29 protein-coding genes are annotated in these 26,480 nt (G+C 60.7%); 21 read left to right on the top strand and 8 right to left on the bottom strand.

Going from position 1 to position 26,480, the window contains the following annotated elements; genetic code table 11:
- Positions 1-2: 2 nt before the first annotated feature.
- Entirely contained in the window at positions 3-803 is an 801-nt protein-coding gene (locus tag O7A05_RS05680) for a class I fructose-bisphosphate aldolase (protein WP_337092012.1), read from the bottom strand.
- 184 nt (positions 804-987) lie between these two features.
- Here O7A05_RS05680 and O7A05_RS05675 point away from each other — a divergent pair, with 184 nt between their 5' ends.
- The gene (locus O7A05_RS05675) at positions 988-2,136 is read left to right on the top strand and encodes a Gfo/Idh/MocA family protein (protein ID WP_337092011.1); all 1,149 of its coding nucleotides are present in this window, start codon (positions 988-990) and stop codon (positions 2,134-2,136) included.
- A gap of 9 nt (positions 2,137-2,145) precedes the next feature.
- Positions 2,146-3,099 (top strand): alpha/beta hydrolase, encoded by a 954-nt coding sequence (locus O7A05_RS05670; RefSeq protein ID WP_415926959.1) that lies wholly within the window; start codon positions 2,146-2,148, stop codon positions 3,097-3,099.
- Here O7A05_RS05670 and O7A05_RS05665 read toward each other — a convergent pair.
- Complete coding sequence (locus tag O7A05_RS05665; protein WP_095769692.1) at positions 3,096-4,118, bottom strand: LacI family DNA-binding transcriptional regulator; 1,023 nt, start codon at positions 4,116-4,118, stop codon at positions 3,096-3,098. The genes O7A05_RS05670 and O7A05_RS05665 overlap by 4 nt on opposite strands.
- Positions 4,119-4,348: 230 nt before the next feature.
- Here O7A05_RS05665 and O7A05_RS05660 point away from each other — a divergent pair, with 230 nt between their 5' ends.
- The 3 genes from O7A05_RS05660 to O7A05_RS05650 all read left to right on the top strand — a co-directional run bounded on the left by O7A05_RS05660 (position 4,349) and on the right by O7A05_RS05650 (position 7,506).
- Positions 4,349-5,296, top strand: coding sequence for a sugar kinase (locus O7A05_RS05660; RefSeq protein ID WP_337092008.1), 948 nt, complete (start codon positions 4,349-4,351; stop codon positions 5,294-5,296).
- Positions 5,293-6,579, top strand: a complete 1,287-nt coding sequence (locus O7A05_RS05655) for a D-tagatose-bisphosphate aldolase, class II, non-catalytic subunit (RefSeq protein WP_337092007.1) — start codon at positions 5,293-5,295, stop codon at positions 6,577-6,579. The genes O7A05_RS05660 and O7A05_RS05655 overlap by 4 nt, the downstream gene beginning before the upstream one ends.
- A gap of 399 nt (positions 6,580-6,978) precedes the next feature.
- On the top strand, positions 6,979-7,506 hold the full coding sequence (locus tag O7A05_RS05650) for a MurR/RpiR family transcriptional regulator (RefSeq protein WP_337092006.1): 528 nt from the start codon (positions 6,979-6,981) through the stop codon (positions 7,504-7,506).
- 306 nt (positions 7,507-7,812) lie between these two features.
- On the opposite strand, the gene O7A05_RS05645 is transcribed toward O7A05_RS05650, so the two are convergent.
- Entirely contained in the window at positions 7,813-7,968 is a 156-nt protein-coding gene (locus O7A05_RS05645; protein WP_337092005.1) for a hypothetical protein, read from the bottom strand.
- A gap of 179 nt (positions 7,969-8,147) precedes the next feature.
- Positions 8,148-8,891 (bottom strand): excalibur calcium-binding domain-containing protein, encoded by a 744-nt coding sequence (locus O7A05_RS05640; RefSeq protein ID WP_337092004.1) that lies wholly within the window; start codon positions 8,889-8,891, stop codon positions 8,148-8,150.
- 612 nt (positions 8,892-9,503) lie between these two features.
- Between O7A05_RS05640 and O7A05_RS05635 the strand changes: the two genes are divergently transcribed.
- From O7A05_RS05635 to O7A05_RS05620, 4 genes are all read left to right on the top strand, one after another.
- Positions 9,504-9,854 (top strand): ATP-dependent DNA ligase, encoded by a 351-nt coding sequence (locus O7A05_RS05635; RefSeq protein WP_337092003.1) that lies wholly within the window; start codon positions 9,504-9,506, stop codon positions 9,852-9,854.
- Positions 9,855-10,786: 932 nt separating this feature from the next.
- Positions 10,787-11,110: a DUF5602 domain-containing protein gene (locus tag O7A05_RS05630; protein ID WP_337092002.1), complete on the top strand. Its 324-nt coding sequence runs from the start codon at positions 10,787-10,789 to the stop codon at positions 11,108-11,110.
- An 86-nt stretch (positions 11,111-11,196) separates the two neighbouring features.
- Positions 11,197-11,718 carry a plastocyanin/azurin family copper-binding protein gene (locus tag O7A05_RS05625; protein WP_337092000.1) on the top strand — a complete coding sequence of 174 codons (522 nt, stop codon included), beginning with the start codon at positions 11,197-11,199 and terminating at the stop codon, positions 11,716-11,718.
- 111 nt (positions 11,719-11,829) lie between these two features.
- A complete protein-coding gene (locus O7A05_RS05620) occupies positions 11,830-12,648 on the top strand; it encodes an ATP-binding protein (RefSeq protein ID WP_337091999.1) in 819 nt (272 codons plus the stop codon).
- 23 nt (positions 12,649-12,671) lie between these two features.
- Here O7A05_RS05620 and O7A05_RS05615 read toward each other — a convergent pair whose 3' ends face one another.
- Entirely contained in the window at positions 12,672-13,517 is an 846-nt protein-coding gene (locus O7A05_RS05615; protein WP_337091998.1) for a LysR family transcriptional regulator, read from the bottom strand.
- A gap of 94 nt (positions 13,518-13,611) precedes the next feature.
- On the opposite strand from O7A05_RS05615, the gene O7A05_RS05610 reads away from it, so the two are divergent.
- From O7A05_RS05610 to O7A05_RS05570, 9 genes are all read left to right on the top strand, one after another.
- A complete protein-coding gene (locus O7A05_RS05610; RefSeq protein ID WP_337091997.1) occupies positions 13,612-14,469 on the top strand; it encodes a gluconate 2-dehydrogenase subunit 3 family protein in 858 nt (285 codons plus the stop codon).
- Between the two features lie 27 nt (positions 14,470-14,496).
- Entirely contained in the window at positions 14,497-16,263 is a 1,767-nt protein-coding gene (locus O7A05_RS05605; protein ID WP_337091996.1) for a GMC family oxidoreductase, read from the top strand.
- A gap of 118 nt (positions 16,264-16,381) precedes the next feature.
- Positions 16,382-16,783, top strand: coding sequence for a c-type cytochrome (locus O7A05_RS05600; protein ID WP_337091995.1), 402 nt, complete (start codon positions 16,382-16,384; stop codon positions 16,781-16,783).
- A gap of 40 nt (positions 16,784-16,823) precedes the next feature.
- Positions 16,824-17,033, top strand: coding sequence for a hypothetical protein (locus tag O7A05_RS05595; RefSeq protein ID WP_149804986.1), 210 nt, complete (start codon positions 16,824-16,826; stop codon positions 17,031-17,033).
- Positions 17,030-17,401, top strand: a complete 372-nt coding sequence (locus tag O7A05_RS05590) for a DUF488 domain-containing protein (RefSeq protein WP_337091994.1) — start codon at positions 17,030-17,032, stop codon at positions 17,399-17,401. Before O7A05_RS05595 ends, O7A05_RS05590 begins: the two co-directional genes overlap by 4 nt.
- 144 nt (positions 17,402-17,545) lie before the next feature.
- Complete coding sequence (fsa, locus tag O7A05_RS05585; protein ID WP_337091993.1) at positions 17,546-18,202, top strand: fructose-6-phosphate aldolase; 657 nt, start codon at positions 17,546-17,548, stop codon at positions 18,200-18,202.
- 406 nt (positions 18,203-18,608) lie between these two features.
- Positions 18,609-20,150: an FAD-dependent oxidoreductase gene (locus O7A05_RS05580; RefSeq protein ID WP_337091992.1), complete on the top strand. Its 1,542-nt coding sequence runs from the start codon at positions 18,609-18,611 to the stop codon at positions 20,148-20,150.
- Positions 20,151-20,218: 68 nt separating this feature from the next.
- Positions 20,219-20,515: a hypothetical protein gene (locus tag O7A05_RS05575; RefSeq protein WP_337091991.1), complete on the top strand. Its 297-nt coding sequence runs from the start codon at positions 20,219-20,221 to the stop codon at positions 20,513-20,515.
- 188 nt (positions 20,516-20,703) lie between these two features.
- The gene (locus O7A05_RS05570) at positions 20,704-21,699 is read left to right on the top strand and encodes a universal stress protein (RefSeq protein ID WP_337091990.1); all 996 of its coding nucleotides are present in this window, start codon (positions 20,704-20,706) and stop codon (positions 21,697-21,699) included.
- On the opposite strand, the gene O7A05_RS05565 is transcribed toward O7A05_RS05570, so the two are convergent.
- The 3 genes from O7A05_RS05565 to O7A05_RS05555 all read right to left on the bottom strand — a co-directional run bounded on the left by O7A05_RS05565 (position 21,643) and on the right by O7A05_RS05555 (position 24,665).
- Entirely contained in the window at positions 21,643-22,272 is a 630-nt protein-coding gene (locus tag O7A05_RS05565) for a Tim44/TimA family putative adaptor protein (protein ID WP_337091989.1), read from the bottom strand. The two genes, O7A05_RS05570 and O7A05_RS05565, sit on opposite strands and share 57 nt — an antisense overlap.
- Before the next feature lie 35 nt (positions 22,273-22,307).
- On the bottom strand, positions 22,308-23,903 hold the full coding sequence (gene ctaD / locus O7A05_RS05560) for a cytochrome c oxidase subunit I (protein WP_337091988.1): 1,596 nt from the start codon (positions 23,901-23,903) through the stop codon (positions 22,308-22,310).
- Between the two features lie 102 nt (positions 23,904-24,005).
- Positions 24,006-24,665 carry a 5-formyltetrahydrofolate cyclo-ligase gene (locus tag O7A05_RS05555; RefSeq protein ID WP_337091987.1) on the bottom strand — a complete coding sequence of 220 codons (660 nt, stop codon included), beginning with the start codon at positions 24,663-24,665 and terminating at the stop codon, positions 24,006-24,008.
- Between the two features lie 119 nt (positions 24,666-24,784).
- Between O7A05_RS05555 and O7A05_RS05550 the strand changes: the two genes are divergently transcribed.
- From O7A05_RS05550 to O7A05_RS05540, 3 genes are all read left to right on the top strand, one after another.
- Positions 24,785-24,958 (top strand): LysR family transcriptional regulator, encoded by a 174-nt coding sequence (locus O7A05_RS05550; RefSeq protein ID WP_337091986.1) that lies wholly within the window; start codon positions 24,785-24,787, stop codon positions 24,956-24,958.
- Positions 24,955-25,626, top strand: coding sequence for a LysR family transcriptional regulator (locus tag O7A05_RS05545; protein WP_337091985.1), 672 nt, complete (start codon positions 24,955-24,957; stop codon positions 25,624-25,626). Before O7A05_RS05550 ends, O7A05_RS05545 begins: the two co-directional genes overlap by 4 nt.
- A 202-nt stretch (positions 25,627-25,828) precedes the next feature.
- The gene (locus O7A05_RS05540) at positions 25,829-26,245 is read left to right on the top strand and encodes a DUF488 domain-containing protein (RefSeq protein WP_337091984.1); all 417 of its coding nucleotides are present in this window, start codon (positions 25,829-25,831) and stop codon (positions 26,243-26,245) included.
- Positions 26,246-26,480: the final 235 nt, after the last annotated feature.

The following is a 26,480-nucleotide window of genomic DNA, read 5'->3' as shown; positions in this document are numbered from 1 at the left end:
GTTCAGGCGCCCGCCTTCGCAAGCGCTTCCTGCGCCGAAAGCCCGTCATGGATGACGCCCCGAAAGGCAAGTGCTGCCTTCTGAGGATCGCCGTGCCCCCACAGATTGCGGCCCACCACAGCGCCGCGCGCGCCGGCGCGGATGGCGTCCGCCGTCTGCTGAAGCGCGCCGAGCAGCGTATCGGTCTTCGGCCCGCCGGCGATCACGACCGGCACCGGGCACGTCCGCACGGTCTCCTGGAAGGACTCGAAGTCGCCCGTGTAGCCGATCTTGATGACATCGACCCCGGACTCGTAGCCGATGCGCGCTGCATAGGCGATCTCGTCGGGGGTGAAGACGATCTTTGCCCCGTCGGTGAAATCGCGAGGATAGATATGCGCCACCACCGGCATGCCGTAGCGGGCTGCCGCGTTCACCGAATCGGTCAGCCAGCGAATGTATTTGCCTTCGGTCGCACCGCGCACCGGAATGGCCACGGCCAACGCGTCGGCGCCGGCGCGCACCGCATCCTCCGGCGTCGCGATCAATTCGCTGATGCGGTCGTCCGGAGTGAAGCAGCCGGCCTGGATCACCAGGGCAGCCTTGCCCGCATATTGCGGCCACAGATGGCGCGCGGCGCCGGGCTGGATGCTGACATAGTCGGGCTTGCCCGCCATGACGCGGGCCAGCGCGCCGGGCAGATCGGCAAGGCCGCCTTTGCGCACGTCGCCATAGCCGACGAAGTGGTCGACGGCGCCGCCAAATAGATTCCCCGATGGATGCGAGAAGAGGCGCGCAAGGCGCACTTTGGTCCCTAGGCTCATAATTTCCTAATCTCTTGATTTCCAAGGCCGGCGGGCCTGCGACGCCAGGTCAGCGTTTTCACATGCTCTATAAAAATTTTACGCGCGTCAAGATTTAAAATACGCTATAGCGAGTCACGAAAGTTGTCCGTCGCCGTCGCGATGGCTTCTCTCGGGCGTCGCCGATTGGGAGGTCGAAAGGGAAATGCAAGCAAATTCAGGAGCGAAACTCGGTGTCGGCGTCATCGGATGCGGTAACATCTCGATGACCTATCTGCGCAACGCGGCACTTTTTGCCGGCGTGGAATTGCGCGCCTGCGCCGATATTTCAGCCGAAATGGCTGCCTTGCGCGGGAAGGAATATGGCATCCGCGCGCTCGGCGTCGACGCGTTGCTCGCCGACCCGGAGGTCGATCTCGTGCTCAACCTCACTATTCCCGCGGCGCATTTCGACATCTCGTTTTCGGCGCTCTCGGCGGGAAAGCATGTCTTCACCGAAAAGCCGCTCGCCACCTCGGCCAGCGATGGTCGCAAGCTGGTGGCGGAGGCGGCGAAACGGGGATTGCTGCTGGGCTCGGCTCCCGACACTTTCCTCGGCGCCGCCGGACGCCGCGCGCGCCGCCTGATGGACGAGGGCGCGATCGGCCGCGCCGTGACCGGCACCGCCTTCATGATGGGGCGCGGCATGGAGCATTGGCATCCGAACCCGCAATTCTATTACCAGCCAGGCGGCGGCCCGGTCTTCGACATGGGGCCATACTATCTGACGATGCTCGTCAACCTGCTCGGCCCCGTCGCCCGTGTCATGGCGATGGCCACGCGCGGCCAGGAGGAGCGACTGATCACCGCCGACGGCCCTTACAAGAACACCAGCTTCAGGGTCGGCACGCCGACCAACATCCTGTCGCTGCTCGAATTCCGCTCCGGCGCCACCGTCACTTTCGGTGCCTCGTGGGACGTCTTCAAGCACTCCAACCACCCCATCGAGCTGCACGGTACCGAAGGGTCGCTCAGGCTGCCCGATCCCGACACCTTCGGCGGCACCGTCTCGCTTTCCGCGCGGGGCGCCGACTGGAAGGATTTCGCCAGCGAAAGCGAGCTCTACGGCGCGCGCAACTGGCCCTATGCGGCGCCGAATCGCGCCAATTACCGCATGCTCGGCGTCGCTGATCTGGCGCGTTCATTGTCGCAGAAGAGAAAGCCGCGCGCGTCCGGCGATCTGGCTCTGCATGTGCTGGAGATCATGGAGGCCATCCTCGCCTCGGGCGAAAGCCGCAACTCGGTCGCCATCGCCGGCACAGTCGACCAGCCGCCGCTGCTTGGCGAGGACGAGGCTGCGAGCCTGCTGGCCTGAGCGCCCGTGTTGTCCCCACTCGATCCGCAGGCGCGGAAGGTTCTCGATCTCGGCCGAGAGGCGCATGAGCCGCCCTTCGAGACCGGCACACCCGAGCAGGCGCGACGCGCCTACAATAACGGTTTCCGTGGGCTGCAAGGCGAGCGCGAGCCTGTCGCCTCGGTGCGGGAGCAAACCATTGCCGGGCCCGGTGGCCCTCTCAACCTTCGGGTTTATCGCGGGCAGGGTGCTGCGGCGGCCGACGCGCCGTCGCTGCTCTATCTGCACGGTGGTGGCTGGGTCATCGGCAATCTCGATTCCCATGACGAGATCTGCCGCTGGTACGCCAACCTCGCCCCATGTGTCGTCGTCTCGCCCGACTACCGGCTGGCGCCTGAGCACAAGTTTCCGGCTGCGGTCGAGGACTGCCGTGCCGTTCTCGCCTTCATGCAGGATATGCCCGGCGGGCTTGGTATCGACGCCAGCCGCATAGCCGTTGCCGGCGACAGCGCCGGCGGCAACCTCGCCGCAGTGCTGGCGCTGCTTGCCCGCGATGACAAATGCCCTTTGACCGCGCAGCTCCTGTTCTATCCCAACACCGATGCAGATCAGACAGCGGACAGCTATCGCCGCTTCGGCGAAGGTTTCGGCCTGACGGCCGCGACCATGGCCTGGTTCCGCGATCACTATATCCGCAGCGCCGCCGACATCAATGACTGGCGTGTCTCGCCGCTAAAAGCCGACAGCCTTGCCGGCGCGGCGCCGGCCTTTGTCGCCATTGCCGGCCATGACATCCTCGCCGACGAGGGCGATGCCTATGCAAGGCGGCTCGAAATGGACGGCGTCCCGATCGTGGCCAAACGTTGGCCAGGGCAGATCCACGGCTTCGTCTCGATGGGCCGCCACGGTCCGGCGTCGCGTCAGGCGGTCGAGGCTGCTGTTGCGGCCTGGCGCGAATTCGATCCGGCGTTTGACAGGGTTTAGGCCGACTGACGCATCACCAGCGTTGCGTCGAGGCTGACCTTCGGCGTCACGGCGGCCGCATCCTCGTCGAGCATTGCAAGCAGCGTCTCGACACTGCGGCCGGCCATGGCGGCGAAATCCTGCGCCATGGTGGTGAGCGCCGGGCAGGTGTAGCGGCTGAGCGGATGGTCATCATGCGCGGCGACCCGAAGGTCGCAGTCGGTCTTGCGTCCCACCTTCAGGCCCTTCGAAAAGGCCGCCGCCATCACGCCGAAGGCGAGGCGATCGTTGGCGCATAGAATGGTTTTGCCCGGCAGGCCGCCATTGCCGATCAGCTTCTCCGTCTGCTCGTAGCCGATGCGCTCGAAGTCCCAAGTATAGTCGCTGGTGTCGCCGAAGACGGTCGGCTCGAACCCCAGTCGCTGCATCGAGGCGACATAGCTGCTCAATCGTTCCGCCGAATTGTGATTGACGTGTGGGATGTCGAAATAGACCGGGGCGTCGCCGGAACGGCAAAGGTAATCCACGATCGTCGCGACGCTCTTTTCGTTGTTGTTGCCCACGAATGGCGTGTCACCTTCCAGGAAAGTGTCGAAATAGACAATCGGGATGGTCTGCGTGAGCTTTTCCAGTGTTCTCTGATCGGATCGTTTGCCCAGCGGCGCGATCAGCGCGCCGGATACCTTCAGGGAAAGGATGGTTCGGGTGGCTTCGATCTCGAGTTCGGTAGAGCCATGCGAGGAAATGACGACCGGCCAGTAGCCTTCGTCGCGCAGCCTGAGCTCGATGCGGCTGACCATCTCCGAATAGAACGGGTCGGTCACCGTCGGCACGACAATGCCGATGCTGCGCGTGCGCTTGCGGTTGAGGTTGCGCGCGAAGAGGTTCGGCTGATAGTCGGACGAGCGCAACGCATCTTCGATACGCTTACGCGTTGCCGGCTTGACGCTGGTCGGATCGTCGAAGAACTTCGACAATGTCGGTCTGGAGACGCCGCAGGAGCGGGCGAAATCCTCCATGGTCTTGTGCGTCATCGACATTAATGCCCTCGCGGCGTGGAACTTCCAATCGCCGTGTCTCTGTGTTGCCCCGGCGCCGTCACTACGGTGCGACGGCGCGCGAGCGCAAGTTGAAATTTTACAGGAAGTTTTACCAGTTTCAACGCGTTGAGAGAGATTATTGCATGCGTAAATTAATTAATTGACGTGAAAAATTTCACGCCATATTGAATTTGCGGACGGTCGTGCGGGGCGAATGCCGGAGGTCATGGATGAAGAAGCTGGTCTGCGCCGGTGAAATCCTCGTCGAGATCATGGCTGAACGCATCGGCCAGAGCTTTCTCGAGCCTGGACCTCTGGTAGGTCCGTTTCCGTCCGGCGCCCCCGCGATCTTCGTCGGCCAGGCAGCGGCGCTTGGGCAACCGGCGGGCCTCATCGGCGCCGTCGGCGAGGACGATTTTGGTCAGCTGAACATTGACCGGCTGCGAGCGCTCGGCGCCGACGTTTCGGCAATCACGTCCCACAAAGGCCATGCCACCGGCACTGCCTTCGTCACTTATCTGGCCGATGCCTCCAGGCATTTCGTCTTCAACATCCGCAACAGCGCGGCGGGCCTGATGGCCATCGATGACGCCGCAAGACACTTGCTTGCCGACGCCGACCACTTTCATGTCATGGGCTCGTCGCTGTTTTCGGACAAGGCGACCGACGTTGTGCTCGCCGCGACCGCGGCCGTGAAGGCCAGGGGCGGCACCGTGTCCTTCGACCCCAACGTCCGCCGAGAGATCCTACAGGTTTCCGGCATGCGCGCCGCGCTGGACAAGGTGCTGGCGGAAACCGACGTCTTCCTGCCCAGCGGGGACGAATTGTTCCTGTTCTCTTCGGCCGGTGACGAGAAGGGCGCAGTTGATGATCTGTTGGGCCGAGGCATTTCCTGCGTCGTGTTGAAGAAGGGCGCAGACTGTGCCGCCTATCACGACCGGCAGGGCGCGGTCGCTTTGCCAGCTTTTCCTGTCGAGGAGGTCGACCCGACCGGAGCCGGCGACTGCTTCGGCGCCGCCTTCGTTTCAATGTGGTTGCGCGGCGCCGCACCTGTCGATGCCCTGCGCGTCGCCAATGCCTGCGGCGCGCTTGCCGTAACACGGAAGGGACCCATGGAAGGTATTTACCGGCTCGCCGATGTTGAGGCTTTCATCGCCAGGGCCGGTACACGCGCATGAGCTGCGCGACCGAGAGACTTGCGGCCATCGGCGCGCAGCGGGCGGCGGGCGGCAAGGGAGGTATCGCCTCGATCTGCTCGGCGCATCCGCTGGTGATCGAGGCAGCGCTTCGCCATGGCGCGCTGCACGGCGCCGATGTCCTTATCGAGGCGACCTGCAACCAGGTCAATCACGAAGGCGGCTACACCGGCATGGCGCCGGCCGCCTTTCGCGGCCTCGTCGAAACGCATGCCAGAAGGGCTGGTCTTCCCCTCGATCGCCTGATCCTCGGCGGTGACCATCTTGGACCCAATCCCTGGAAGCATGACGCCGCTGCCGAGGCGATGCGGAAAGCGGCCGCGATGATCGACGCCTATGCGGCCGCCGGCTTCACCAAGCTGCATCTCGACACCAGCATGGCCTGCGCCGACGATCCGGTGCCGCTCCCCGATGAGACGATTGCCGCCCGCGCGGCCGTGCTTGCCAAGGTCGCCGAGGCGGCGGCCGCGCGTACCGGCGGTGAGAAACCCGTCTACATCATCGGTACCGAGGTGCCAGTCCCCGGCGGTGCCCTGGAGCCGCTCGAGCATATGCAAGTGACCGAGCCTGCGGACGCGCTCCGTTCCGTCGAGCTCCACCGCCAGGCCTTTGCAAGCGATGGGCTCGACGAGGCATTTGACCGGGTCGTCGGCGTCGTCGTCCAGCCCGGTGTCGAATTCGGCAATGCCGATATCATTGCCTATGCGCCGGAGAAGGCGATCGAGTTGGTCGCTGTGCTGGAACGCATGCCGCAATTCGTTTTCGAAGCGCACTCGACCGACTACCAGCCGGCGGAAGCGCTGGGCATGCTGGTGCGTGACGGTTTCGCCATCGTCAAAGTCGGCCCATGGCTGACCTTCGCGCTACGCGAGGCGCTCTACGGCCTCAGTCTGATCGCCGATCAGATGGTTCCCGACCCGTCCCGGGAAAACCTGCAGGCGGCGATGGAGCGGGTGATGCTCGCCTCGCCCGAGAACTGGCGCAACTACTATTCCGGCACATCGAACGAGCAACGCCTGCAGCGGCATTTCTCCTTCAGCGACCGCATCCGTTACTACTGGCTGACGCCGGAAGCGGAGCGCGCAACCGCAGCGGTGCTGGCCGCGCTTGGCGACACGGAGATTCCCCGCCCGCTGATCAGCCAATTTATTGGCCATCTCGATGTCGACGTCGGCGCGGGCCGCAGCAGACCGACCGCGCATGGGCTTCTGCTCGGCAGCGTGACACGCGTGCTCGACATCTATCGCAACGCCACGAACCAGTAAGCGGTCTTCGCTTCCAAACCTCGGATTTGACTTAGCCCGCGTGGATCTTTCATGGAGGGCTCGAGCAAGCCGCACATCTGACAGTGGATAGTAAATCCGTTACTGCTCCTTCTTGAACAGGTCCTGGAAGATCAGCGGGCCCCAGGTGCGGCCGCGTGCGTGCACCGCGCGCAACCGTCGCCCGGGCTGTCCATGGTAGTTGATCTTGCGGCGAAGAAGTGCAGCTATCTGGAGCGGCGACGGTACTTTTCGAGATCAGCTGTGGCGGGTTCGAAAACCCCAAAGTGGGAAAAGTTGACCGATTGGCCGCGATAGCTGGTGAAACCGCAAAATTTTTTTTGTGGCAATTTTCCCTTTAAAATCAAAAGCGTAATTTTTTGACGGTCTTGATGCCTGTGTTTGGACGGCGGCAAGAAGTATTTTCCAGTAATTTCAGTGGGTTATATGCTGTTTGAACAATCGAGTGGGAATGATTCAGGTCTAGCCGAACGTCGCCGAACTTACGCCAGAGTTCGACATAACTTTGAGATAAAAAATAATTTCGGCCATCAGCTTTCGCTGGCTATCGGTGCAAGCGGCCAAGGGGTAACGAAGATGCGTGCGGGCCTAACCGATCCCTCGGGATCAGGTCCCAGACAAGTCGTTGCCCGCAATAACAAGGCGCCGACACTCGCTGAACTCAAAATGCAGATTGCTAAGAGGGAGCTGGTTCTTCCCGCAAGATTGGAAACTGTCGCTCGCGTGATGTTTTCAGAGCCCGACTATGTTGCCTTCGAGAACTCTGCCTCAATCGCACGCCGGTGCAACGTGCCCGCAACGACCTTGTCTCGTCTGGCTCCGCGCCTTGGCTTCAGGTCATTCAAGGAAATGCAGACCTGCTTTCGAAATCACATTCTTGATCGACGGGCTCAGCGTAAGCCGAGCTGACAACGGATAGTTAGATCATTGAGGGCCAGATCGGCCCTCGCCTGGCCTTCTGATCTAGAAGTCAGCTTTCCATGAGCAGGCTCCCGAAACCGACCGTCAGCTTCCGGCCCCAAACCGGTCGCGCTAACGCCCTCGGTCAACATGTGTTCATGACCTTTTTGGAGGATAGGAAAGAGTCACGGACGGCATTGAAAACTACTCCTCTTCCTGATCCCTAGGTTCGCCAGACCATACGAGATCATACGAAGGATATGGGTCGGCTAACCATCCGCTAAGCCATTGATTTTCTTTGACGGCCTCACACCCTCAGCGACTAACATAATCGTTATTTGCCAATGACTTAAGAAGCGCTTCGCCAAAGTCGATCCAACACAGCTGCTCGCCGATCGTATTGATTTCCTGTCGAAAACGATGCCCCCCGGCGGCAGCGGCTTCGGACGGGGTCATGATCGAATCCAGCACGAGATCACCTCTTCTCTTGAGCGACCGACAATAGAGACCCGGAGACGGCCGAAATGATCGTTCCAAGGGTCAGCCATGCAATCAGCAGGTTGGCCGCCACTAAGGCCGGGAGAGCTAGGACCCCCGCCATATTCGTGTCACCAGCGCCATTCTGTGCATCAAGCCTCTTCCAGAAACCCTCAGCATAGGGTCTCGCACGCCACGCCGTCGCCGTCCCGGTCCAGCTTCCCGCCCCACGAGCAATTCTGCAGATACCATTGGGCTTCTTCGCACGAGCTGATCTGCTTGCACGTTCGTCGCGGCTCGCATGAATAGCCGCTCTGCGCAACCAGCTTGCGGCTCATGATGCCGAGTGGCTGTTTCGCCGGCGCCGCGCCGACGGCGTGAGATGCGCGCCAGTCCCACGGCGCTTCGAATTTGCCGACCCATAGACCGCTCTTTGCCGCTTCGGCTTTCGCTTGCTGCGCTGCATAGGCGCCATGGCTGTAGCGCGGCCAATCGAGCGCCTGACCGTGCTCGACCATCCACGCCGCCACGCTGGCGCCATCGGCACGGCGGCAATCGCCGACGAAGCGGTGATAGCGATCCCACTCGGCGAACGTGCACTGTACCGGCCTGGATGCCGCCAGGAACGCGTCCAGCGCTTCGGCCGAGCGGCGCCCACAAGGATATTCGAAGCCCTTGGCATCGTCGCAATATTGCTTGCTCTCCGGCGCGTCGATGCCGTTGAACCGGATCCGCTGCCCGTGGACTTCGATCGTGTCGCCGTCGATGACCGATGCGACGCCGATGAGTGGGTGCGGCTCGGGCGCGGATAAATACGGCGCGGGGATGTCCTGCATGCTTTCGCTGTGCTTCATCACCCACTCGGCGACGAAGGCGCTTGCAGCGGCCACGGTCAGAAAGATCAGCCGCCGCGGCACACTCGCCCAACGCAAGGCGCGTGAGCGCTTCACGCCGGCGCGCTTGCGCCACTGGTCGGATCGATTGTCGTACCTTGATTTGTCCAAGCCTTTCCCCCGCCACGGAGAATGCTCCAAAATGTGGCGGGGGTCTAGCAGTAGACGGGTCAGGCATTCACCTAAGTCTGCCGAAGAATTAGCTAACGTACATATCCAGCAAGCTGCTGATGCGCCAACGGTACAGTCGCGCAGCCACTCTTTCCGGTCCCATAACCGTCTCCGCATGTTCCGTGGCGAGTTTAAGCAGCGTTTCGGAGACTTCCTGCGCCGACCAGCCTCTATCAAGGGAGGCCTTCACCAACGCTTCAAACGCAGGCTCAAGGGCAACTTCGCAGTTGATTGGGCGGTCGGGGCTGCCATCAGGAAGCAGGGGCGATTGGATTGGTGGCAGTGGGGCCATGCACTCAGAAAGCGCAAAAGGGGAGAATCGTTCCGCTCGTCATTGGCAACCTTGCTGTTTTAGCAGCCGCTAACGAACGTCCGCGCTCGTGCGATATTGAATCAAATTCGAGTTGCGTGAGAGTGGCGATGCGTTAGCCTGCTGGCGGCGCCCGGCTGTCCTTCATCCCACCGTTGCTGTCGACCCTAGTCGACAAGCCGCCAGAGGGCGACGGCTGGATTCACGAGGTAAAATTCGACGGCTACCGCTCTCAGATCGTCCGCGATGCGGAAGGCGTACGCATCTTCACTCGCCGCGGGCTCGACTGGACGGCGAAATATCGCGACCTGGTGAGGGCCGCCGGAGAGCTCAGCGCCATCATCGACGGGGAAATCGTTGTCTTGGACGAAGCCGGCCATTCGGACTTTGGCGAGCTGCGAAAGGCGATCATCAGGCGCCAGCACGACCTTTATTTCGTCGCCTTCGATCTGCTGCACCTCAACGGCCGCGATCTGCGCGACATGCCGCTGACCGACCGTCGGTGACGCGAAACGAATGGTTGGAGCGGAATCGAGCGACCGATCAGCAAGCCGCCGACTTCAACCGCCGGCTGGACTAACTCCGGCAGCACTTCGGCGCGGTCTACGGCACTCGCGACGTCATCCAGGACATGAAGCGGGAGATCGACGAGCTGCGACGCAAGCAGGCGGCGGCCTCACCTTGAGGCCACAACGCTTGCGCAACTCGTACCTATCTCCTAAGTCTGGACTGGAAACCGGGATGCTTGAGATGAACGAAGACGACTCGAAGGGCGCTTCGCCAGATGGCATAAGGCACGCATTGAAGGGATGGGCCCTTTTCATAACCTAACGGCGTGTTATTCTTTCCTGGCTGAGCCATGGCTCATCTCCTGCGAAAAATAGGCATGCGTTCGATCAGAGAGCGACACGCCTGTGTAGGTAGTTATGAGGCTGTCTACCCGGCCCAATCGATCCGATGACGAGAGCGTGCGTCTCTTGATCTCTCGCGGCTACATCGCATCGCAGGGCAATGCTCAGTTTGCACTCAATTGGATATTATCTCCCGGACGCGAGGCCAAAGTCTTTCGCGTCCGGGCTAGAGACCTGCTTTGAGGCACCCTGCGTCTAGTCGAGAATTTTGCATGACAATATTCATAACAGCATAAATGTAGTAAAGGTCTATTCGGAATCAAGCGACGCCGGCAGCCGCGGTCTTTTCGGAGTTGTTCGATGTTTTTCCCTCGGTAATTTGACGGATCGGGGAAACAAACAAGAGCTACCAAATAGACGCAAAAATAATGCACTGAAATCGCATTTTATTTCGTTTGACGTACACGGACTTCTCCTCCTTGCTTGTTCGAGGCCGAACGGGCCGTGTCAGCGCGAGTAGGATCGGATTTAGGCCTTCCAAGTTGCCGGGCTGCCGCGCCGCTTCCACCCTAGCAAGGAGTACAGTGATGAAAAAGCTTGCCCTCGCAGTCGCCGTGACAATGGCCAGTTCGTTTAGCGCCATGGCGGCCAGCGATGTAACCAAGTCTCCGCCGGCTGCTCCCTACGAACAGGTCAGCAAGCTTGTGAAATTGCCCGACTTCCTCCCTGGAATGGGCCAGCTCTTCGTCGATCCGGCGACGTTACCCGCCGGTCCGTTCCTCGCTTATGACCATGACGGCAAGCTTGTCAGCACCATCTACATGCTTCCGCTCAAGGAACTCAATCCGGACAAACGTTTCGACAACCTCGCGGCGCCGGGCGGCAACGTCGACCATGTCGACGTTTACTGAAATGCCGGGCACCCGGGCGTTCCGGAACCTCATGTCCACGTCGTGCTGTGGCATACCTCGGCCGTTGAGGAAGCGCGGGTAGCCAAATGAGACTCACGCGCCGTGAGATACTTGGCGCGGGCGGCGGTTTCGTCGCCCTGACGCTTTCCTCGTCGGCCGCGTGGACCGACGAGATAGTCGATATCGTCATGAAGGGTCGCGACGACGGCTCGCACGTCTGGTTCGACCCTATCGGCGTTCTGATCAAGCCGGGTCAGACGGTCCGCTGGACAAATCTCAACTCTGGCAACTCACACACGACGACGGCGTACAGCCCCGAGAATTTCGGACGGCCGCTACGCATGCCCAAGACGGCACGACCGTGGGCCTCCGACTATCTCCTGCCTAACGAGACCTTTTCGGTCTCCTACGCAGAACAGGGGGTCTATGATTATTTCTGCATTCCGCATGAGCACGCCGGAATGGTCGGCCGCGTCATCGTCGGTGAACCCGCGAAAAACGGCTGGACCCAACTTGACGGAGCGAATGGCGACCTCCCCGAGGAGGCCCTCAAGGCGTTTCCGACAGTCGAGGAGATCATGGCGAAAGGCATCGTTCTGCCCGCCTAGGTATGCACGAGAGGACGACCGCCAGCAATAAGGAGATTGGAACGACGATGGAAGCGGGAGCGCCAGATTCCTCGCCGTCGTCAGCGGTTGATCAATTTGGGGGCAATCTTCATGACAGCCAATACTTTTCCGCGAGGTGTTCAATCACGATCGGAGCCGAGGCGCGATGACGGGACCCATGAACCTGAAATCCCTCTCGGCGCGTCGACTGCAGCCCAACACCGTGAGTGTGCGACAAACCGGCTCGCAGCGCTGGGCGAGATGACGGGCGGCATTGCTCACGACTTCAGAAACCTCCTGGCCGTCGTAGAAGCCGGCCTGCGGCTCGCCGAAAAGCGAGCCGACGAACCCGAACGCGTGCGAGCCCACATTGCAGCGGCGCGGCAAGGAATAGATCGAGGGATCGAGCTAACGTCGCAGTTGCTCGCCTTCGCAAAGCATCAGGAGCTCGATGTCCATGCGGGCGATCTGAACGAGTTCCTCAGGTCTTTCGAGCCTTTCCTCAGGTATGGCGCGGGACCCGATGTCAGGGTCAAGCTTGAACTCGGTTCCGATGTCCCGCTCTGCATGGTCGACCCCGCATTCTTTGATGCAGCCGTGCTTAACCTCGTCATCAACGCGCGCGATGCAGCACCAAATGACGCCGAAGTCCGGGTCACCACCGGACGACTGGTGCAGCCGACCGCCGCACCCGATCTGCCCGGGCCGGGTAGCTACGCCTACGTCCGGGTCGAGGACCGCGGTTGTGGCATGGCTCCGGAGGTGTTGCAGAAGGTTTTCGATCCCTTCTTCACGACGAAGGAAGAAAACGGCACAGGGATAGGACTGCCGCAGGTGCAGGCATGGCTGGGCATGGTGGGTGGCCGGATCCGCATTGCAAGCGAGCAAGGCATCGGAACGACGGTAGACCTGCTGTTCCCGTCAATTTAGGCGGAAGCCTGACAAGGCTCCCGCTATCTCCTCTCGTCGCGTGCGACGGAATGCAATCCTGCGAGCGCAGGACCTACTACGCTCTCATCCGCACTTGCCGATTGCACCGCGTAAACCGGATAGGAGAACTGCGGCATTTCCGGCACAAGATGAAGCCGACCGGCCTCTATGTGAGATTGCACTGAGCTCATTCTGAAATATCCGGAGCCGCCCGTCGCAAGAACATAGTTTAGTGCGAGCGGACCGAGATCGAAGGAAAGATCCGGCGCGGCACTCGGGAAATTCATCCCGTGGTGAACCCCAAAATCTGGCCCCCAATCCATGTAAACATATGATTCATCCACGACACGCGCATCGGAGTTGGTCGTCACGAGGACGAGTTTTTCTTCCAAAAGCAGATCGATTTTCAAACCCGGTCTGTGCGGGGGCGCGTACATGATAGCCAAGTCGACCAGTCCTGAGGCGACCTGGTTGATGAGATCCTGTGGCACGTCGACGTGCACTCGCAGCGCGATATCCTGAAGCGATAGGCGCATCCAGCGGACCCAGTCGAGCAAAAGAGGTTGCGCAAGGCTGACTTCGCTGCCGACCGTCAGGACGGCCCGTCGTCCCGGAGGCACGGCAACCTGGTGAAGGGTGCGTTGCCACAGTTGGATGAACATCGGGGCGTGGCGCAGAAATTGCTCACCCGCGGGAGTGAGCGAAGCGCCCCCCTTATGTCGAACGAAGAGTGGTCGGCCCAATTGTTGCTCGAGGTTGCGGATTCGGGCGCTGACGGTGGTCTGGGCGACATTCAAGCGCTCCGAGGCGCGAATGAAGCTCCCGGTCGAGACGATCTCGATAAAGGTGCGAGCGAGTTCAATATCCATAATTGCTAATAGCATAAAAATTGCGCTTAAATGTCAATGAATTTCGTTTGTCACATAGCATCGTGAACATTAGGCTCTCCGAATACTCACCGGATTGGGCGCTGAACGCGGCGCAGCGCCGGGATTGAGCAGGCATAGGCCTCTCCGTCCTCACCCCCCGTTTGCCCGCAGTGTCACAGGAGCGATCATGTCGACGAGAGAGAAGAAGAACGGCCAAGGCGATGTCGGACGTCGTGACTTTCTAAAACTGTTCGGCGCGGCGGGCGCGGCGGCGGGCACCCTGCCGTTTGGTGGAACCGCATCGGCGGACGACGTCCTGCCAGCAACTGCCGCCACGGAAACAAAGCACCATGACGCGGCCGAGCCTCATGCCCGAGGCGGCGGCTACGAATTCTTCAACGTCGACGAATCCGCCTTCGTCGAGGCGGCGGTCGATACGCTCATTCCAAAGGATGCGACCGGTCCCGGAGCTAAGGAGCTTGGCGTGGCGATATACATCGACCGGCAGATGGCCGGCGGATACGGCAAGGGCGACCGGCTTTATCTGAAAGGGCCGTTTGGCGAGGGTACGCCCGAGCAGGGATATCAATTGCCGATGATGCCCTCGGAGCTGATCCGGGCGGGCATCGCCGACGTCAATGCCGTCGTACAGAAAAGCCGGAAGAACAGCTTCGCGGCCCTTTCGGCAAAGGAACGCGCCGCCATTATGGCCGACCTTGAGGCCAAGAAGACCGAGCTTCCAACGGTGCCCGCCGAAACCTTCTTCAGTCTCCTTCTGCAGCTCACGATCGAAGGCTATTTCGCGGACCCGATGTACGGCGGGAACAAGGACGCGGCTGCCTGGAAGATGATCGGCTTCCCCGGCGCGGATGCCATGTACACAGACAAGATCGAGCCGTTCCGGAACAAGCCCTACAGGGCTGAACCGAAGGGCATCCAGGACCTCATTTGATCGGCGCGAGAAAAAGGAGACTTTGACATGGCCACCAAACTGAACCCGGTCGATGTGCTGATTGTCGGTCTGGGGTGGACAGGCGGCATCATTGCGAAGGAGCTTGCATCCACCAAGCTCAAGATCGTCGCCCTTGAGCGGGGAGGCCCGCGTGACACCAATCCGGACTTCATCGATCCTGAAATCCACGACGAACTGCGCTACGCCGCCCGCCACGACCTCATGCAGAACGTGCGGCGGGAAACCATCACATTCCGCAATAGTGAATCGCAAACGGCGCTGCCGATGCGTCAACTCGGCTCCTTCTTGCCGGGGCAGGGTGTCGGCGGCGCCGGCGTGCATTGGAACGGCGTGACTTGGCGCTGGCTCGAATGGGATCATCAGGCGCGCACTCGCACCGTCGACAAGTACGGCGAGAAGATCATTCCCTCGGACATGCACCTGCAGGACTGGCCGATCACCTATGACGACCTCGAACCCTATTACGACAAGTTCGAAAAGACCTGCGGCACCTCCGGCAAGGCCGGCAATCTCAACGGCAAGAAAATCGACGGCGGCAATATCTTCGAGGGCTCGCGTAAGGAAGATTATCCCAACCCGCCAATGATCGCCGCGCAGAGCATGGTGATGTTCGAGAAGGCGGCCCGCAACCTCGGCTACCATCCTTTCCCAAATCCCTCGTCCAACGCCTCTCGCGATTACGTCAATCCCGATGGCGTAGCGTTCGGCCAATGCCACTACTGCGGCTACTGCGAGCGTTTCGGCTGCGAGGCGAATGCAAAAGCCAGCCCGCATTTCACCGTCATTCCGCTGGCGCTGAAGAATCCGGATTTCGAACTGCGCACAAATTCGATCGTGCTGAAGGTCAATCTCGATTCTGCCCGAAAGAAGGCCGTCAGCGTCAGCTATCTGGACGCTCGCGGGCGAGAATTCGAGCAACCTGCCGACCTCATCATCCTGTCGGCCTACGCGCTCGGCAACGTCAACCTGCTGCTGCAGTCGGGGATCGGCGTTCCTTATGATCCGGCCACGGGGAAAGGCGTGGTCGGCCGAAACTATGCCTACCAGTGCGGCGGCGGGGCTACCGCCTTCTTCGACAAGAGGACCATCCTGAACCGCTTCATGGGCGCCGGCGCGCTCGGCACCTGCATGGATGATTTCAACGGCGACAACTACGATTTCGTGAAGGCCGGTTACATCGGCGGCGGCGGTATCAGTTGCAGCAACTCGGGCGCCCGGCCTATCCAGTCACATCCGACACCCCACGGCACGCCGCGCTGGGGCTCGGACTGGAAAAAAGCAGTGGTCGACAACTATGACCATGCGGCCAATGTCGGCAATCAAGGCGCGGTGATGGCCTACAGGCAGAACTATCTCAGCCTCGATCCGACCTATACGGACATCTTCGGACGTCCGCTGATGAGGATGACGTTCGATTTCCAGGACAACGAAATAAAGCAGATGAACGGCCAGGCCGACATCTGCGTGACAATCGCCAAGGAGATGGGTGCGATCAGGGTCGATCGGAGCATTCCGCCGGTGCCCTATTCCATCGTTCCCTATCAGAGCACCCACAATACCGGCGGGGCTGTTTTCGGCGCCGACCCCACCACCAGCGTCCTGAACAAACATCTTCAGGTCTGGGATGTCCCGAACGTATTCGTCACCGGCGCCTGCGTATTTCCGCAGAACGCCGGGAAGAATCCGACCGGACCGGTGGGCGCTCTTGCCTATTGGGCGGCGGACGCGATCAAGAATTATCTGAAGAATCCCGGCCCATTGGTTCCCTCCTGAGACACGCCTGCCGGGACCGGATCCACGCTTCGGATCCGGCAGGCTGTGCGTTTCGAATACCGACATAACAGGGTGGCATGGCGACAACCAAGCCGCCCCTCATTGAAAGCACGCGAAGATGAAATCGACCATTCTTGGATTGACGACCGCGGCTCTCACCGCAGTCGGCTCTGCGCAGGCGCAGGACAAATCTCCTGGCAATGCTGCGGCCGGCGCCTCGGTCTTCAAAAGATGCATGGCCTGCCATGCTGTTGGCCCTGACGCTAGGAACGGAGTAGGACCTGTATTGAATGGCATCGTTGGCCGTGCGGCGGGTACTTACCCAGGTTACAACTATTCCGCGGCGAACAAGAATTCGGGCCTGACCTGGGATGAACCGACGCTGACCACATATCTGCACGCGCCGCGCAAGCTGGTGCCAGGCACGAAGATGACGTTCGCCGGTCTCAGCAAGGACCAGGAGATCGCCGATGTGATCGCCTATCTGAAACAGTCCCAAGGACAGAAGGCCTCCCCATGAGCCAGGGACGAATTGTCCCGGCTTGCAAAGCATCAATCTTATGAAATTCCTCCTGCATCAGGGCCTGGGGTATTCGACGGTTCATCAGATCGGTGACTACCTGCGCAGCCACGGAACCGGCCATCACTGGATCGAACGGTATCGGGGTAGCATCTTCGTCATCGTATCCGATCAAGCCGACGAGATGATCCTTCGACAGGAGTTCTCAGGGCTTCTCGATGCCGTCAACGAAAAGGAGACGGACGGATGAGCGGAAAAGTCATCGACGAGAAGATAAAACTGAAGCGGGCATATGAGAGCCCGGCTGCCGACGATGGCACGCGGGTGCTAGTTGACCGGCTTTGGCCGCGCGGGATCAAGAAGACCGACGCCGGCATCGACTGCTGGATGAAAGAACTCGCGCCAAGCGCCGAGCTTCGGAAATGGTTCGGACACGATCCCGCCCGATGGGAGGAATTCCGTCGGAGATATGCGGCGGAAATCCACGCGCACCGCGACGAGCTCGACCGGCTGCGTGACCTGATACTGCAGGGCGCCGTCACGCTTGTCTACTCGGCTCACGACGAGGCCCACAACGACGCCGTCGTCCTGCGAGAGATTTTGCTGGGACATCGGTAAGAGACGTCGCGCCGCGCTGCCTTTGCCATCGATGACATTGGGCGTGTGACCACGACAGCGGGCCCCAACAACACTTTTCTGGAACCAAACTGAAGGAAACCTCATCCAAGCATCGAGGGCACGTTCACGTCGAGGAGAAGCACAATGAAATTCTTTGTCGATACAGCAGATGTATCTGAAATTCGCGAGCTTGCTGCCGCTGGATTTGTCGACGGGGTGACCACGAACCCATCGCTCATCTCAAAGACCGGTCGACCGATCAGGGATGTGATCAAGGAGATTTGCGGGACGATCGAAGGCCCGGTTTCAGCGGAAGTCACCGCGACCGACTTCGACGGCATGATCGCCGAAGGAGAGCGTTTGGCGGGCATCGCCACGAACGTGGCCGTCAAGGTGCCATCCACCTGGGATGGGTTCAGAGCTTGCAGGGTGCTCGCTCACCTCGGCCACAAGGTCAATGTCACGCTGTGCTTTTCAGCAAACCAGGCATTGCTTGCGGCCAAGGCTGGCGCGACGTTCATTTCGCCGTTCGTCGGCAGGCTCGACGATATCGGATTGGACGGCATGGAAGTGGTCCGGGAAATCCGCGCGATCTACGACAATGACGAATCCTTCACGACGGAAATCCTGGCGTCTTCAATTCGCACCCCACTCCACGTCAAAGAGGCGGCAATCGCAGGCGCCGATATTGCGACCATCCCCCCAGCAGTACTTCGAAGCCTTGCCAAACACCCGCTCACCGACAAGGGTCTGGCGTCCTTTCTCGCGGACTGGGGCAAGACGGGGCAAGCGATCCTTTAAGGTTGCCCAGGCCGGCTGTGGGAAATGGCCGAAGCCGTTAGCAGCCAAATGGACGAATTGGTCGAGGAGCAGATGCTCTGGGATGACACCGTCGCGTCAAACTGGTTGGCAGTTCATCTTACCGCGCCGGCTCCGAACCCGCCGAGATGCCCATCAGCCCGTCGAGCGCATGATCTTGGAATCTAACACAAAAAATGCATCCAATTGCTCATTAAATTCGTTTGCATGAGGTCCTAGATGGCGGGAGACTGGGGACGTAGCGGTTCCGCTTTGGTCGGGAGCTCTGGTGAAAAAGAAATCGAGAATCTGAGGGCGCGCGCCTGGACGGGAACATGTTCCGGGCTTGCGAAGTCTAATGCGGCTCTAGCTAACGATTTTGAATTGAGAATCGCGAACGGAGAAGAAAATGGCTGGGAGCCATTCGAAATCAAACGGTCCGGATCTGGTCCAGGGCATCGCGGTCGCCGATCTTCAGGATGGCGGCAAGCTTGTCGGCCATTGCGGCGACGAGCAGGTGCTGCTGGTGCGCCGCGGGGCCGAAGTATTCGCGATCAGCGCGACATGCACTCATTACGGCGGGCCGCTCGTCGACGGTCTGGTAGCGGAAGATGCCGTTCGGTGTCCGTGGCATCACGCGTGCTTCGACCTGCGCACGGGCGAGGCCTTGCGCGCGCCCGCTTTCAACCCGCTCACCTGCTGGTCGGTGGAACAGCGAGAAGACAAGATATTCGTGGTGGGAAAGCGCCCGCGAACGGCACCCATGGCGCGAGGTGGCGGCACGGCTCCCGAAAGAATTGTCATTGTCGGCGGCGGCGCGGCCGGTTTCGCTGCCGCCGAGACACTGCGCCGCGAGCAATACCAGGGCAGCATCGTCATGATCAGCGATGACCAGACGCCGCCCGTCGACAGACCGAACCTCTCCAAGGACTATCTCGCCGGCAAGGTGCCGGAGGATTGGATTCCGCTTCGCGGCGAGAAGTTCTATTCAAAAAACAACATCGACCTGCGTCTCGATACGAAGGTCGACCGCATCGACCTGCATTCCCGCGAGGTCGTCCTCTCGGATGGCGGCAGGATTCCTTTCGACAGCCTGCTGCTTGCCACGGGGGCTGAACCGGTTCGCCTTGCCGTCCCTGGCTCCGACCAATCTCGTATCCACACGCTGCGCTCGTTCGCGGACTGCAAGGCGATCATCGAGCGGGCTGCGAACGCGCGGCGCTGCGTCGTGCTCGGCGCCAGTTTCATCGGCTTGGAGGTTGCGGCGGCCCTGCGTTCGCGCGGCATCGACCTGCATGTCGTGGCTCCGGACAGACGGCCAATGGAGCGTGTCCTGGGTCCGCAGATGGGCGATTTCATCCGCACCCTCCATGAGGAGAATGGTGTCGTTTTCCATCTCGAGGCGACTGCGGCCAGCATCGACGGCAGCAAGATGAAGCTCAGCAGCGGCGACGCGCTGGCGGCGGATTTCGTCGTGGCCGGGGTCGGCGTGCGGCCGCGGATCGGGCTCGCCGAAAAGGCCGGGCTTAGCCTCGATCGCGGCGTGGCGGTGAACTCGTTTCTGGAAACGAGCGCGCCCGGGATATTCGCGGCCGGCGACATTGTCCGGTGGCCCGATCCCCACAGTGGCGAGAACATCCGGGTCGAGCATTGGGTGGTTGCGGAGAGACAAGGTCGCACCGCCGCGCTCAACATGCTTGGCCATCGCGAGAAGTTCGCGGCGGTGCCGTTCTTCTGGAGCCAACATTACGACGTGCCCATCAACTACGTCGGCCATGCCGAGCGATGGGACGAGATCTCGGTCGATGGAGACATCGCGGCCAGGGATTGCCTGCTCCGATTCAAACGGGAGGGGCGCACGCTCGCTGTCGCCTCGATCTTCCGCGACCTGGAAAGTCTGGAGGCCGAGTTGGAAATGGAGCACCAAACGGCAGCTAGAACGCGCTCTTGAGCACGGGCGGGAGCGCATCGAGAATGACGCAGCCGAGTATGTCGCCGTGACCCAAAGGAGACCGATCTATGTCCGCATTGCAACAGGAATTCAACGTTGCCAGGGATTTGCAAATCATTGAGCCCACTCAGCATCATTCAAAGATCGTCGAGTTCGCCAAGGAGGTTGCCGGACAAGAGTCCCATCATATGCCGACGTCGGTCGAAATCTTCTCCGACAGCGGTCGCTGGTACTGCCAGGTTCGTCGCGGCAATGAAAAGACGCGACCGATGGGCCCCTATACCAAACAACAGGCTGAACGGGTTCAGGAAGTTCGCAGAGCCTTGATCGCAAAAAGAGGCACAGCTCGGATTATGTTCGAGTAGGCGGGGACGTGACGATCGCGCCGGCCGGCATACGCTTCACCGCAACGATCGTCTTTATCGAGTTTACAGGAACGTACGAGGCAGGCCTCCGGCCATTGCCGCGTTGTGAACCAGGTTTCGCGACGTGACCTGTCGACGTTCCCGCTTGCCGAGCCGGCATCGTCTCAGCCAACGGAAGGAAAGCCGATATGGAATGCAGGTCGATTGTTCTCAACCTCGACATCGACGGGATGGTTGAACCTGTCGTCAAGCTCGGTGTCGATCTCGCCCAGCGCTTCGACGCGCGCCTGATAGGTCTGTCGGCTGCCGACGTCGCGCCGCCCGTTGTAATGGAAGGCGGAATGGCCTTTGAAGGGGAGAGCATGATGCGCCAGCGCAAGAACATCAGGCGACGGCTCGAGGACCTCCACGCGAAGTTCGAAAGCATTGCTGGCGCAAGGGTTCATACGCAATGGCGTGGGGCCGTGGGCAATCCGACCCGCTTGCTGATCGAATCGGCGCGGCTGGCCGACCTCATCGTCACAGCCTCTCCGGAGGGCGCCAGTTTCGGCAACGCCTATCGTTCCACAGACCTCGGCAATCTGATCCTTCAGGCCGGACGGCCTGTATTCGTGCCATCGACCAACCAGGAGAATTTCCGCATCAACAAGGTTCTGGTCGGATGGACGGACACGCGGGAAGCCAGGCGCGCGGTTCTAGATGCCATGCCCTTTTTGCAGCTGGCTCAGGAGGTTCGGATCATTACGATCGACGACGGCCCAACCGATGAAACCTGGAACGGGCTCGACGATGTTGTCGCCTTCCTGGACCTGCACGGCATAGAGGCCAAGGCGGAAGTGTTTCCGGAAAAATCCAATGGCGGAACGATCGCCGACGTCGCCGGCGCAATGAACGCGGATCTCGTCATAACCCGCGCCTACGGCCACAGCAGGCTCAGGGAGTGGATCTTCGGCGGCGCTACCCGCGCGCTACTTGAAGCTGATCGGCTGAACCGGCTCATGCGAACTGATCGCCGGCACCGATGGCGGAGTGCATCCCCACCCAGATTTCGCGAACGCATCCCGCCCCCGCTGGGCTGGCTGCTCGTCAGCCGTGACAAGCCTGCCGGCCAGACCTATCGCAAAAACTCAGGCTTGTTGTTGTTCGCCCTCGGTGGCGATCAACGTCCAGTTCCGCTTCCTTAACTGGGTTTGACAGGCGAACGTCCATGTATCGATCATCTCGACGATCTCCCGGGGATCGCCGGCGACGACTGCATTGTCGGCAGAGCGTGTAGCGCTGACCACGTCGGAAACGTACCGAACGACGATCTCCGCGGTACCATCCGCCACGAACGCGTCGACAACCTTGGCTTCGTCCGTACCTATGAAGGTGAGTTCCAGCACTTCTCGTCGATCCCGCCGCCCGACGATTTCTCGCTCGAAGGCGGCAAGCACCTCCGGTCCGACAAGGCGCTGCAGTGTCTGGATGTCACTATCCGCAAACGCCCGCAGGATGGCTTCATAGGCCCTCCTGGCGCCTGACAGGAATACTGCGAGGTCGAAATCCGGGTCGATCTTGCGAAGCGCATCCTGGGACATGTCCGCGCAGGACGCGTGTTCGGTACTGACGTCTTGTTGCGGCGGCGCAGCGTTTCGCTTGGCCCTCTCGTCGTTCCAGCGCGAGAGGAGCTGGCTCCAACTCCCAAGCATTGCCCAATAAAGCGCAAAGATTGCAACGAGAAGGATCTGGCTGTTCGGGTCTGTGGTCTCGCTCATGACATTCACCCATCGACTTGTCGAAGATGCACGTATCAGCGGATGCGGGGCAGCCTTTCCCACTGATGGAATGGCGGCGGCGAGGGCAGCTGCCATTCAAGCGTGGTCGCTCCTGCGCCCCATGGATTGGCGCTGGCCGGGCGCCTTCGGCTGAAAGCTTCAGCGACGGCAATGAAGAAGACGATCAATCCGGCGGTCGAGATATAGGAGCCGATCGACGCGATGAAGTTCCAGTCCGCGAAGGCGTCCGGGTAGTCAGCGGTGCGGCGCGGCATAGCGGCCATGCCGAGGAAATGCTGCGGGAAGAATACGAGATTGACGCCTACGAACATCGTCCAGAAATGCAGCTTTCCCAACGTCTCGCTGTACCTGTAGCCGGTCATCTTGGGGAACCAGTAATAGAAGCCCGCGAAGATGGCGAAGACCGCTCCCAAAGACAGCACATAGTGGAAGTGAGCAATCACGAAGTAGGTGTCGTGCAATGAGCGGTCTATGCCGGGGCTGGCGACCATGATTCCGGTGACGCCGCCAATGGTGAAGAGCAGGACGAAGCCAAGAGCCCACAGCATAGGCGTCTTGAATTCCATCGACCCGCCCCACATCGTAGCCAGCCACGAAAATACCTTCACGCCTGTCGGAACGGCGATCACCATCGAGGCGAAGGCGAAGTAACGCTGGGCGTCGACGGAGATACCGGTCGTATACATGTGATGCGCCCAGACGACGAAACCGATCATGCCGATGGCCACCATCGCGTACGCCATGCCGATATAGCCGAAGATCGGTTTTTTGGCGAAGGTCGAGATGACATGGCTGATGATGCCGAAGCCGGGAAGGATCATGATGTAGACTTCGGGATGACCGAAGAACCAAAAAAGATGCTGGTACAAGATCGGATCACCGCCCCCGTCCGGGACGAAGAAAGTCGTGCCGAAGTTGCGGTCCGTGAGCAGCATCGTGATCGCGCCGGCAAGCACTGGCAGCGACATGAGAAGCATGAAGGCGGTGACGAGCATCGACCAGGCGAACAGAGGCATCTTGTGCATCGTCATTCCTGGTGCGCGCATGTTGAAGATCGTCGTGATGAAGTTGATCGCGCCGAGGATAGATGATGCTCCCGCAAGGTGGATCGAAAGAATGACGAGGTCGACCGCAGGGCCAGGCTGGCCGGAGGTCGAGAGCGGCGGATAGAGCGTCCAGCCGCCGCCGTGGCCGAGCGCGCCGGTCGCTCCCGGCACGAACATCGAGGTGATGAAGAGGATGAACGCCATCACCAGCAGCCAGAACGAGATATTGTTCAAGCGAGGAAACGCCATGTCGGGCGCGCCGATCATGATCGGCACCATCCAGTTGCCGAAGCCACCGATCAGCGCCGGCATGAGCACGAAAAAGATCATGACGAGGCCGTGGGAGCTGACGACGACATTGTAGGTCATCGGGTCGCTGAATATCTGCAACCCAGGCTCCTGGAGCTCCATCCGGATCAGCACTGAAAGCGCGGTGCCGAGAATCCCCGCCAAGATGGAGAAGATCAGATAGAGCGTCCCGATATCCTTGTGATTGGTCGAGTACAGCCACCTGACGAAAAACTTGGGCTTGTGGTCTTCGGTGGATGCCGTTGATGTCGACATGGTGATCTACCTGCCTTTCGCTCGCAAGCAAGCCTGACGGCTCGCGATGGAGGCCTTTCAGCCGCCGCGACCGGGAAACCAGGCCCTGTCTGCTTCGTGTTTTCAGTCCGTGACGATCGCGTCCATCGCAATGTCGTGGGGTTGCGGACGTATCGTTTCGAGCCGGCTTCCGGCGTAACCCACTCCGATGGCCAGCGGTCGCCGGTGCATCGCCGCGAGCGTCCGGTCGAAGAAGCCGCCGCCATATCCCAGGCGGTAATTTGCTCCGTCGAAACCGACCACCGGTGCGATGACGACATCCGGCAGGACCGATGGTCCGCGTGAGGGAACCAGGATGTTCCAAACGCCACGCTCGAGCGGGTCGCCCGGGCTCCAGATGCGGAATTCCAGGGGCCAACCTTTCCTGATGACGACTGGAAGCGCGATCCTGCCGCCGCGCTCGATGACCGTGATCGCCCAGTTGCGAAGGTCGGGTTCCCCGCGGAACGGCCAATAGCCGCTGACGATGCGTCCGCTGACCTTGCCGATTGCAAGATCGAGACGCGAAGCGATGCGATCCGACCTTTTCTTCCTCTCGTCGGCGTCGATAGCGAGACGCTCCTCGATCAACCTCTGCCGTTCCACCTTGCGCCAGCGTAGGACGCAGCTCCAGGAATCTTCCGGCTCGGATTGTCCGCCATATTCGGGCGAAAGCTCATGCGCGTAGCAGGGCGGAGATGCATACTCCCGGATTTCGGTGTCGCTGTCACTTTTCTCGGCCATGGCCAGCTCCGTTTCCGTGCGCCCCGCACGTTTGCTACAGCGTGCTCCGCACGAAACAGGAAGGCAAACGGAATTAAATGTTGTATGAGTGCAAAATTATTGCATTCAGAGACGGTACGATGGATATCGATCGCGCGCGCACGTTCCTTGAGATTGTCCATTCGGGCAGTTTCCTGAAGGCCGCGGACCGCCTTCACGTCACGCAGACCACCGTGAGCGCGCGCATACGCACGCTGGAGGAGGAACTCGGTCGTCGACTCTTCATCCGGAACCGCAACGGCGCGCGCAATTGACCCCGTCCGGACGCGAGTTCGAGCGCTTCGCCCAGTCTTTCGTTCAAATCTGGGAGCATGCCCGGCATCAGCTTGCCATCCCGTCGGGGCGGACAAGCGTGGTGGCGTTAGGCGGCGAGCTCAGTTTGTGGAACCCGCTGCTGCTCGACTGGCTGGTGTGGATGAAGGAGGCCAAGCCCGAAATTGCGATCCATGCCCAGGTGGGCGTGCCTGACCAGCTTCTCGATCAGCTAAGAACGGGCGTGCTGGACATCGCTGTGCTTTACGCGCCGAAGCTGTTGCCAGGTTTCAAGGTGGAACTGCTGGTTGAAGAGCAGCTTGTTCTCGTTAGGACCAAGAACGAAGAGCCGGCTGGCGCCAAAGACTATGTCTATGTCGATTGGGGACCGCTGTTTGCCGCGCAGCACGACGCAAGTTCGACCGCTTTCGGAGAACCTGGATTGCTGGTTGGCCTGGGGCCGCTGGGGCTCAGCTATATCCTGCGCGCTGGCGGCATGGGCTATTTCCGCCGGGGCGCCGCAGCTCCCCATATCGAGGCGGGGCAGTTGGAGATCGTGGAAGGCGCGCCCGAATTCACCTATCCGGCCTATGCCGTCTATCCGGAAGCAAGCGAGACGCGCACCGATATTCAGGAGGCGCTACGCGGCCTCAAGCATGTCGTGAAATGAATGATCCTTCGAGGAGCGAACCAAGTTTGGGCCCGGATGATCGTCACGGATTGACCGAAAATGACTCATCCATTCTACACCATCGGTCACTCGACTCGATCGCCGAATTCGTCGCCCTGCTGCAAGTTGGAGAAGTCGGGCTGGTGTGGTTGACACAAGGACGGTCCGGCGTTCGCGGGAAAACCCGCAATTCAACAGCGAGGTGCTTCCCGAAAGCCTGGCGGCGTTCGGCATCGTATATGAGCACATTCCCGAGCTTGGCGGCCTTCGCGGCAAGGCACACGACGTTCCGCCGACGCTCAACACATTCTGGATCAACCAGAGCTTCCACAACTACGCCGACTATGCTTTGTCCGCGGAATTTGCCAGCGGCTTGAACAGGCTTGTGTCCCTCGGCAGGCAGCGGCGGTGCGCCGTGATGTGCGCAGAAACGCTCTGGTCGCGCTGTCACCGCAGGATCGTGGCCGACTACCTGATCAGCCACGGCGAGATCGTTTTCCATCTGATGCGCGATAACAAGGTCGAGCCTGCGAAGCTAATCGACGGCGTGAGGGTAAGGATCGACGGAACGCTTGTCTACCCGCCCCCACGCCCCTTGAGGGCATATGCGCTAAGATAGCTTTGCATGGCTTGAAACTTGCGCTTTCGTAGTGGCTCGCGCCAACGATGTCGCAAGGCATGGAGATTCTGGCGCAGGATTGCCAAGGGCGGCTGAGTAAAGATGGCCGCGATCAGGGAGGCGACGATCTGGCGGGTAGCGCGCCACAGCAGCGGGCGCCCGTCGCTCAAGGGGGAGAGACACCCAACTCCTGCGAGAGGGGTTCGGTCACAAGCGCGATGAGGAAGTGGGCAAG

Origin of the sequence: Mesorhizobium argentiipisi (SeqCode), from assembly GCF_037179585.1 — a bacterium.
In the GTDB taxonomy this organism is placed as follows: domain Bacteria; phylum Pseudomonadota; class Alphaproteobacteria; order Rhizobiales; family Rhizobiaceae; genus Mesorhizobium; species Mesorhizobium argentiipisi.
Note: the sequence above shows the minus strand (reverse complement) of the source record. Positions and strands in the feature narration are given on the sequence as shown.

What these genes read in the sequence shown, in the direction of transcription:
- O7A05_RS05630 (WP_337092002.1), top strand. Translation starts at nt 10,787, where the DNA reads ATGAAAAAGCTTGCCCTCGCAGTCGCCGTGACAATGGCCAGTTCGTTT.
- fsa (WP_337091993.1), top strand. Translation starts at nt 17,546, where the DNA reads ATGAAATTCTTTGTCGATACAGCAGATGTATCTGAAATTCGCGAGCTT.
- O7A05_RS05555 (WP_337091987.1), bottom strand. Translation starts at nt 24,665, where the DNA reads ATGGCCGAGAAAAGTGACAGCGACACCGAAATCCGGGAGTATGCATCT.
- O7A05_RS05600 (WP_337091995.1), top strand. Translation starts at nt 16,382, where the DNA reads ATGAAATCGACCATTCTTGGATTGACGACCGCGGCTCTCACCGCAGTC.
- O7A05_RS05550 (WP_337091986.1), top strand. Translation starts at nt 24,785, where the DNA reads ATGGATATCGATCGCGCGCGCACGTTCCTTGAGATTGTCCATTCGGGC.
- O7A05_RS05665 (WP_095769692.1), bottom strand. Translation starts at nt 4,118, where the DNA reads ATGTCGATGACGCACAAGACCATGGAGGATTTCGCCCGCTCCTGCGGC.
- O7A05_RS05570 (WP_337091990.1), top strand. Translation starts at nt 20,704, where the DNA reads ATGGAATGCAGGTCGATTGTTCTCAACCTCGACATCGACGGGATGGTT.
- O7A05_RS05680 (WP_337092012.1), bottom strand. Translation starts at nt 803, where the DNA reads ATGAGCCTAGGGACCAAAGTGCGCCTTGCGCGCCTCTTCTCGCATCCA.
- O7A05_RS05565 (WP_337091989.1), bottom strand. Translation starts at nt 22,272, where the DNA reads ATGAGCGAGACCACAGACCCGAACAGCCAGATCCTTCTCGTTGCAATC.
- O7A05_RS05655 (WP_337092007.1), top strand. Translation starts at nt 5,293, where the DNA reads ATGAGCTGCGCGACCGAGAGACTTGCGGCCATCGGCGCGCAGCGGGCG.
- O7A05_RS05575 (WP_337091991.1), top strand. Translation starts at nt 20,219, where the DNA reads ATGTCCGCATTGCAACAGGAATTCAACGTTGCCAGGGATTTGCAAATC.
- O7A05_RS05615 (WP_337091998.1), bottom strand. Translation starts at nt 13,517, where the DNA reads ATGGATATTGAACTCGCTCGCACCTTTATCGAGATCGTCTCGACCGGG.
- ctaD (WP_337091988.1), bottom strand. Translation starts at nt 23,903, where the DNA reads ATGTCGACATCAACGGCATCCACCGAAGACCACAAGCCCAAGTTTTTC.
- O7A05_RS05595 (WP_149804986.1), top strand. Translation starts at nt 16,824, where the DNA reads ATGAAATTCCTCCTGCATCAGGGCCTGGGGTATTCGACGGTTCATCAG.
- O7A05_RS05590 (WP_337091994.1), top strand. Translation starts at nt 17,030, where the DNA reads ATGAGCGGAAAAGTCATCGACGAGAAGATAAAACTGAAGCGGGCATAT.
- O7A05_RS05675 (WP_337092011.1), top strand. Translation starts at nt 988, where the DNA reads ATGCAAGCAAATTCAGGAGCGAAACTCGGTGTCGGCGTCATCGGATGC.
- O7A05_RS05580 (WP_337091992.1), top strand. Translation starts at nt 18,609, where the DNA reads ATGGCTGGGAGCCATTCGAAATCAAACGGTCCGGATCTGGTCCAGGGC.
- O7A05_RS05625 (WP_337092000.1), top strand. Translation starts at nt 11,197, where the DNA reads ATGAGACTCACGCGCCGTGAGATACTTGGCGCGGGCGGCGGTTTCGTC.
- O7A05_RS05605 (WP_337091996.1), top strand. Translation starts at nt 14,497, where the DNA reads ATGGCCACCAAACTGAACCCGGTCGATGTGCTGATTGTCGGTCTGGGG.
- O7A05_RS05660 (WP_337092008.1), top strand. Translation starts at nt 4,349, where the DNA reads ATGAAGAAGCTGGTCTGCGCCGGTGAAATCCTCGTCGAGATCATGGCT.
- O7A05_RS05620 (WP_337091999.1), top strand. Translation starts at nt 11,830, where the DNA reads ATGACAGCCAATACTTTTCCGCGAGGTGTTCAATCACGATCGGAGCCG.